The sequence below is a fragment of the Vibrio sp. MarTm2 genome (assembly GCF_027587055.1).
GTDB lineage: Bacteria > Pseudomonadota > Gammaproteobacteria > Enterobacterales > Vibrionaceae > Vibrio > Vibrio sinaloensis_D.
This window is the reverse complement of sequence record NZ_JAPPTK010000025.1, coordinates 1-7,460: the sequence shown is the minus strand read 5'-3', so window position 1 is coordinate 7,460 and position 7,460 is coordinate 1. Positions and strand designations below refer to the sequence as shown.

Genomic DNA, 7,460 nt, shown 5'->3' with positions numbered 1-7,460 from the left:
TGCTATTCACACCACACTTCACAGAGCTCTTTATTACTTAAGTTCAAAAGCTTTGCACTAGAACACGCTCCATAAGGACTACCGTCAACAAATATTACCTCATCGCCTTCATACCACCCCAAACAGTATGTTTTTGCCTCAAATTTTTCACCATTGATTATAAATAGCTCATCATTATGAGAAACTTCTATTGCGTACGAGTTTCGGCTATTAGAGCCAACCGGTCGCGTTTGAGCTCGTAAGTTTGGTTTTGAAACGACTTGAGGTTGTGGGCTACCAGCATTTTTGACAGCTGAAATTTCACGATTCAAACAGCTAGCATATAGAGATGGTCCCAAAGATGTAGAGCAACTTTGTTTTACCCAATTCGCCTGCTGTTCCGATAAACCAGAAAAAGACGGAATACGCCTCAACGCTTCATACTCTCGGTTATAGCAGCTAATAGTTAAGCTTGGACCTAGCGAACTAGGGCATGAATTCATTAGCCACGTTTTTTGATTCTTGCTCAATATAGAAAGGTCCGGAAAGTGACCATTTAGAGCATTAACTTCACGAGTAACGCAGCTGGACCAAAGAGAGGGACCTAAGTTCTTGCTACAAGACTTCTCAACCCAGCTTTTCAAATCCGGTTTAAGCCTATTTAAAAGCTCATCTGGCGATTTACCATAAGCTGAATTTGCCAACAAAGCCGACAAAATTAAAAGATATTTTTTCATTCGATGGTTTGTAGATAAATTAAAGTACAGCGTGGACTTTACTAAATAGAACTAATGAGAACCTTGATGAAGATCGGCACAATAGCATATAACGCCGCGTTAAGTAGTGAGCAACGCCCACCACCTAAACTAAACCTTTACACTGTAAACACTTAATCCAACTTAGAATGCAAAATACCAAGCGTTGGGAATCTGCCTTAAACGCCTTGTTAGCTGCTGGTTTTCGACAATGACTTTCGGATCCCCCAAATATAGAACAAGGCTAATAAATCGACTTGAATGAACCCTAAATTATATTTATTAGAATACTCTAGAAGTGAACCACCAACATTGAAAGATGCTGAGAACCAGCGGTACGTGTCGCTTACCCAGTCTAAAGTGAGGAAAACACCTCCCACACCATAGTAATTGAAATACAATCCACCAAACCCAAATGCAAAGATTTGAAGCCCTACGTTCAAATAAGAAAGCAAGTAATACCGTGTCGCACGTTTGTATAAGACTAGACCCGATAATACATTTAAAAGAATGACAAAACACGAACTGACTATTTGAAATCCCGTCAAGCCTGAAACTGAAAGAACGAGCATCACTAAGGCTATTGCTGCAACAAGCAATTGATTAATACCAATGAACGTCAATAATTTACTCCATCGCAAGTTTCTAGCATTTGCGAGTTGATCATAGTATTCCTGTATCTCGTTTTTTCGAAGCGCAATCTCACTTGTTAAAGAGCTATAATTCTCCGGATAAGCTTTAGCATCTATACCACTTAACGCTTCAAGCAACGACTTGGCATCATAATTTTTGTAGTTAACTTCCATATTTATACTCTATCCTCATCTGCAGCTAACGCCCAATTAAGGGGTGAACAACGCCTCCACCCAAACCTAAAGCATTGTGCCATAAACACCAAAACTGAAGTAGAAGCAAAAGTGCCAAGCGTTGTGAATCCCTCTTAAATTGCTTGTTATATGCGTACTCGAAGCTACATTGAAACTGCTTCGATTTTGTTTCCGTCTAAGTCACGTTCGAATGCTGCGTAGTAAGTTTCACCATACTCTGGTCTTAATCCTGGCTTACCTGCACACGAACCACCTAATTCAATGGCTGTAGCATAAAACTGGTCAACAGCTTCTTTTGAAGGCGCATTAAAAGCAATATGAGCACCATTACTTGATGTAGCATTTCCTTCGCAGGGACTTCCGACCCAAAATTCAAAGTTTTCACCATAAGCCGCTGCAATATTTTCTATATAATGAGCACGCTTAATAGACAACGTAGAAAGAACTGAGTCATAAAAACCAACTGCTTTTACCACATCAGAAGCGCCAACTGAGACGTGATTTAGAATCATTATTAAGTCCTTTTATTGTTTGAAACTTGAAAGCATATAACGCCGCATTAAGGTGTGAGCGGCGCTTGGCTATACTTGAGCGAAGCGAAACTGCCAAGCGTTGCGAATCACTCTTAAATGCTTTGTTATACAGCGCTTTACCGTGGTTCAATTACCTTTCTCAATTCAGATATAGACATTAGAGGCTTTCCTCTATGAAGCATTTTATGACAATTGGAGCAAACCAAAGCTAATTCACTTGCCTGAGTTTTTCTTGTACCTTTGAGTTCATGAACTGGAGTTGTATGGTGAGCTTCTATGTAACCTAACCCCAACCCACCATATGTCTGGAAAAAGTCAAAGCCACAAACTTCACATTCCAGTTTTCCACTATCTTTCAAACGCATCGCTTTTACTTTTCGAGCAATAGACGTGTCTCGCTCTAGAGCACGGTGCATTTTATATATTTCAGTGCCTTCAGAAAAATTAGACTCTACACTTTCAAACTGAATCTCGTTTTCGCGTTTACTATCTCGTCGATCGTTTACTATGTAGCCACGAGCCCTTAGGTAATCACGAGCTCGAACAGCATTGAAATCATAATGAACAGACTTTCGCGAGTTGGGAATCCCTTCAATCTCGATTCTTTCAATCGCTTTTTCTATATGAGCTAACTCGATTCCATTTGGTATCATTTTTCCTCCTAGCTGTATAACGCCGCGTTAAGTGGTGAACAACGCCTACCACCAAACCTAAACCTTTGTACCTTAAATACTAAACTCAACTTGAACTGAGATCGCCAAGCGTTGTGAATCCGTCTTAAACGCCTTGTTATGTGCGTACCAAAGACATTGGCACAAACCGAATTCCGTTGAACTCTGCTTCTTCACCTGTTGCTACGAAACCATTACGATTGTAAAAGCCAACAGCATTCACCGATGAACGTAGGCTAACTTCACAAGCGTCTGTCTGGTTAAGCAAATGATTCAATAAAGTACGACCTAAACCTGAACCCTGCTGTGAATTTGCAACAAACAAATGGGTTAGATAATTTCCACCACGCAAAGCGGCAAAACCTAAAACTTCCCCACCCGATACCGCCTTAATTGAAAAAAACTTCTCATCATCAAAAGTCGACGCTAAGTCAGGTAATACTCTGTCCTTATACTCTTGCTTTCCTTGTTCATTAAGCAATGGAAGCACATCCTTTGCAGAGACCTCTGAAACAAGCCTTGTTACTGCATCTAAATCCGTTTTTAGAACCTTAAGAATTTCCATATTTCCTCCGAGCACATAACGCCGCATTAAGTGGTGAACAACGCGACCACCCAACCTTAAACCTTGCCACATTTAGCACTGAAGCTGACCTAGGCTGAAACCGCCAAGCGTTGAGAATCCGTCTTAAATGCTTTGTTATGTTTTAGCACAATTCGTTGATTTACTTGGCAAAGAACTGAGATGCAAACCTAGATTTCTGAACCAAGTCACAAGCGCGAACTCACTTGACCGGCAGATGCGCCAAACCGGAAACGAGTAAGTCCACTTCCCTGATAATGAGGCAACTCGATCAAATCTCAACAAGCGCCCTTTCTTAGCAACAGCAGCGCAAAACAATGGCGATTTGCCGAGGCAACTGCCAAGGTTATTGGCTGATTGGGAAATATGCCCAAAGCGACTTTGAGCCAGAGAAACGAGATGACCAAACCACCCGAAAACTCAAATGAAGCAACCCACGAACCTTGGTATGTTTTACGGGCTAAGTGGTTTAAGAACGGGGCGACAATGGTGATTTGCTGAGTCTACTCCCAACGAGTAGCCAAAGGGGAAAAGAACGACTCAAAGGCATTTAAGCCATTGAAATCCCATTAAAACATAACGCCGCGTTAAGTAGTGAGCAACGCCACCACCATACTTAAACTATTGTGCCGTAATCACCAAAGCGGAATCAAACCGAAAATGCCGAGCGTTGCGAATCTGTCTTAAACGCTTTGTTATGCTCGTGGCTATTTGACTTGCGATAGCTTAAGGTATGAATGTAATTCACCATTCTTATGCTCCACAGCTGAATGGATATTGAGTTCAGAGTTACCCACTACACCAAAACTGTAAGTATTGTCTCCTTTGAAGATTTCGACACTTAAAGCTCCATGCTGAAGTGACCAGATCCCCTTGGTTTCAAACCGGTCAAACAAGCGATATTCATTCAGCGTACCATCAGAGTGAAATACAACTTCTGTAATGTACCCACCTGTACAAGTTTTTATCCAATGCGTGTCTGCCACGTCGGAAACGAGGATAGCCCGCTTACCACCAAGCCACGCTTTAAATTCAGACATTTCTAAGACATCTAAGCCAACTTTATCTTGAGAAATTAGCTGCTGAATATGAGACTCTCGAACAAACAACTGCGCTAATAACCGTTCATTTTTCATCTAAAATCCTAATTTTGACAAAAAGAGCATAACGCCGCGTTAAGTAGTGAGCAACGCAGACCACCAAGCTTAAACCATTGTGCCGTAAACACTAAATTCAAAGCAAACCGACAATGCCAAGCGTTGGGAATCTGTCTTAAACGCTTTGTTATGCTACCGCTAGCACTGAACCCATTTTTTATTATCTGTCTCAGACCGCCTAATTTTGTTACTACTTGAAAGAGTATTCACCGCTTTAGTAAATGCTTGACGGGATAGACCCAACTGCTCTTGAAAACTAGGGTCTAGATTTTTTGGTGACTTTAACGCCGCATATAATTTTTGTTCTGGCGATACAGAGCTGGGTTTAGCATTAATGTCAATAGGCACGATCACTTCATCTTTTGTTCTAGCAACCCTGAACTTAGCGCCTAACTTTTTACATTGAAACTCAAAAGCTGAAATCAAGCTTTCATCATTGCTAAATAGCTCGAAGTGAGCAGAAGTAAGAGCTTGCTGTTCTAATGTTGAAAGTACGCGCGATAGGTAAGAAATGATATAAAAATCAGCTTGGTTTTGACCGCTTGGGTAGTCGGAAAGGTGATGGAACAGCTCTTTTTCACAATATTGCTTGATACTATTTGATTTAGAAAAAACAAAAACCTTATCAGCTAGCGTAGCTTTTACTCGCTCGACTCCTTTCATTCCAACGTTCTCTGCGTCCACAAACACAAATTTCATTAATAGCTCCTGCTAGATTGAGAAAAATGATGCTCTAAACTACCTAACTTTAGCCTCAATATCAAACAGGTAGCATAACGCCCAATTAAGGGGTGAGCAACGCCTCCGCCCAACCTAAAGCATTGTGCCATAAACACTAAATTTGAAGTAGAAGCAAAAATGCCAAGCGTTGTGAATCCCTCTTAAATTGCTTGTTAGCACTATTTCTTGCTTGGTTTTGCTAATGAGCTATAGACCAAATCTACAAACGTTACCCCATGCCAATTCTCATCAAGTGATGGATTAATCGTGTCAGGAGTTTTGCCGAGTAACTTCTTAACGTGCTTATATGCGTTAATACGCTCCGCCAACCTAAGCATTTCGTGCTGATGCTCAGGTGGCAACATTTTGTTTCGATACCAAGTATTAAAAATATGATCACATAGCTCTTGGTTACAAGAAAACCATTCACCTTGGCGTCGTAACCTTGCAAACTTTTTATGTAATTCCGTTTCTCGCTTGGAGCCACCAGGCTCAAGCGCACCAATTACTAACTGACCAAAAGTACCGGTTTGTAAGTTTCTCAATCGCGTCAATACATTTTTCGAGCGCCCGATTTTGACGAACAGTCCTTGGAATGGATGGGCATTTTCATGTGGTCCAGCCCATGTGTCAGGGACTTGAATTATGTAGTAAATACTATCAATCGTGCCAAGGCACACCTGATTAGCCCAATCTGTCCAAGTTGAAATCCAGTTTTCGGCAAGTTCATAAGTCTCAAATTCTTGAGTCGTGAAATAGTATTCTCCACTGTCATAGTGGACATCAGCGACAAACTTACCATTCTGATTCTTTTTGATATTCTGAACGTTCAACGTTACTCCTAATAGTGCTAACGCCGCGTTAAGTGGTGAGCAACGCTACCACTGCACTTAACGCATTGTACCGTAAACACTAAATTTGAAGTAGAAGCAAAAATGTCGAGCGTTGGGAATCCGTCTTAAACGCCTTGTTATGTGTAATTTTCGGCCAACCCATATTTTACCGATACTTGTTGAATTGATTTCTCAGCCAACTCCATGACGAGACTTTGCAACTCCCCACGTTTATCCGCTTCTTTTAGTACCGTTAGTGAAGTTGTTATAGAAACGTTTAGCTCACTGTATTTCTTATTAATAGAACCAAACTCAACAACGCGAGAGTCATCACTTCCGTATCTAATGATCAAGCTTAATGTATGGAAAGGAGCTTTATCTGACCAACCACTGCATTCGAGCGTAGGCTCTAATATAGAACAGACCTCTTGAATACAAACCCCCAGGTTTTTAGGTCGCCCTTTTACCAATCCTACACCACCAATTAATATCCGTTTAGCGCTCATATCTCCCCTTACACATAACGCCCTGTTAAGGTGTGAGCAACGCAATACCGTTGCTACCGCATACCACCTTAAACACGAAACGCAACGCATAGTAAAAATGCCACGCGTTGCGAATCACTCTTAAACAGTTTGTTAGCCGCTCATTCCCAAAGGTTATTGCTTGCTCAGTAGGAACTTACGCAAGTCTCTCTCAGCACGCATAACAAACAGAATAAATACTTTGTCGCCGTCTTGTTTATAAAAAACGCGGCACGGATTAACTACAACTTCACGATAACTTAGATGTTCTAGTTCAGGCGGAATGCGACCCGATTCAGGGAAAGACTCTAAGCGCTCGACTTTAGAAAAGGTCGTTTGAACCAATTGTTTTGCAGCTACGATATTTTCAAGTGCGATGTATTCAGCGATATCATTGAGGTCGGATAGCGCTGGCTCAGTCCAGATTATTTCAGCCATTTTGACATTTTGTCCTTGGCTTCATCGTGACTCACCACTTTACCGTCAGCTAATGCACGTTCACCTCGTGCAATCCCCTCCAGAATCGCCAAACGATTTTGCATAAACTCGTAATCATCAACATCAACCAGATATGCCGATGGTTTACCATGTTCGGTAATTAACACTGGTTCCTTAGTGTCGTGGAGATCGGCAAGGATCTTTGTTGCTTGGCGTTTGAGTGATGTAACTAGTTCTACTTTCATGAGAGCTGCTCCAAAGGAATACTAAAGTGATACTATTCTATCACTTCGAGTATAGCAAGCTCCATGACGGCTAACGCCCAATTAAGGTGTGAAGCACGCGACCACAAACTCAATTTGAACACCGTAAACATTGAACTTAACCCAAGCCCAAAATGCCAAGCGTGCTGAATCCCTCTTAAATTGTTTGTTATAAAT

The 7,460-nt window shown here is 41.4% G+C and carries 11 protein-coding genes; all 11 read right to left on the bottom strand.

Going from position 1 to position 7,460, the window contains the following annotated elements; translation table 11 throughout:
• Positions 1-2: 2 nt before the first annotated feature.
• The gene (locus OH458_RS21660; RefSeq protein ID WP_269979814.1) at positions 3-716 is read right to left on the bottom strand and encodes a hypothetical protein; all 714 of its coding nucleotides are present in this window, start codon (positions 714-716) and stop codon (positions 3-5) included.
• Positions 717-925: 209 nt separating this feature from the next.
• A complete protein-coding gene (locus OH458_RS21655; RefSeq protein WP_269979813.1) occupies positions 926-1,540 on the bottom strand; it encodes a hypothetical protein in 615 nt (204 codons plus the stop codon).
• Between the two features lie 164 nt (positions 1,541-1,704).
• Complete coding sequence (locus tag OH458_RS21650; protein WP_269979812.1) at positions 1,705-2,073, bottom strand: VOC family protein; 369 nt, start codon at positions 2,071-2,073, stop codon at positions 1,705-1,707.
• Positions 2,074-2,210: 137 nt separating this feature from the next.
• Positions 2,211-2,747: an HNH endonuclease gene (locus OH458_RS21645; protein ID WP_269979811.1), complete on the bottom strand. Its 537-nt coding sequence runs from the start codon at positions 2,745-2,747 to the stop codon at positions 2,211-2,213.
• Positions 2,748-2,883: 136 nt separating this feature from the next.
• A complete protein-coding gene (locus OH458_RS21640; RefSeq protein ID WP_269979810.1) occupies positions 2,884-3,330 on the bottom strand; it encodes a GNAT family N-acetyltransferase in 447 nt (148 codons plus the stop codon).
• Positions 3,331-4,055: 725 nt separating this feature from the next.
• Positions 4,056-4,484: a hypothetical protein gene (locus OH458_RS21635; RefSeq protein ID WP_269979809.1), complete on the bottom strand. Its 429-nt coding sequence runs from the start codon at positions 4,482-4,484 to the stop codon at positions 4,056-4,058.
• A 159-nt stretch (positions 4,485-4,643) separates the two neighbouring features.
• Positions 4,644-5,204, bottom strand: coding sequence for a hypothetical protein (locus OH458_RS21630; RefSeq protein ID WP_269979808.1), 561 nt, complete (start codon positions 5,202-5,204; stop codon positions 4,644-4,646).
• 200 nt (positions 5,205-5,404) lie between these two features.
• Positions 5,405-6,058, bottom strand: coding sequence for a GIY-YIG nuclease family protein (locus OH458_RS21625; protein WP_269979807.1), 654 nt, complete (start codon positions 6,056-6,058; stop codon positions 5,405-5,407).
• 137 nt (positions 6,059-6,195) lie between these two features.
• Positions 6,196-6,564, bottom strand: a complete 369-nt coding sequence (locus OH458_RS21620; RefSeq protein ID WP_269979806.1) for an Imm39 family immunity protein — start codon at positions 6,562-6,564, stop codon at positions 6,196-6,198.
• Between the two features lie 153 nt (positions 6,565-6,717).
• Positions 6,718-7,020, bottom strand: coding sequence for a type II toxin-antitoxin system RelE/ParE family toxin (locus tag OH458_RS21610; RefSeq protein WP_239945712.1), 303 nt, complete (start codon positions 7,018-7,020; stop codon positions 6,718-6,720).
• The gene (locus OH458_RS21605; protein ID WP_005448240.1) at positions 7,008-7,265 is read right to left on the bottom strand and encodes a type II toxin-antitoxin system Phd/YefM family antitoxin; all 258 of its coding nucleotides are present in this window, start codon (positions 7,263-7,265) and stop codon (positions 7,008-7,010) included. Before OH458_RS21605 ends, OH458_RS21610 begins: the two co-directional genes overlap by 13 nt.
• Positions 7,266-7,460: the final 195 nt, after the last annotated feature.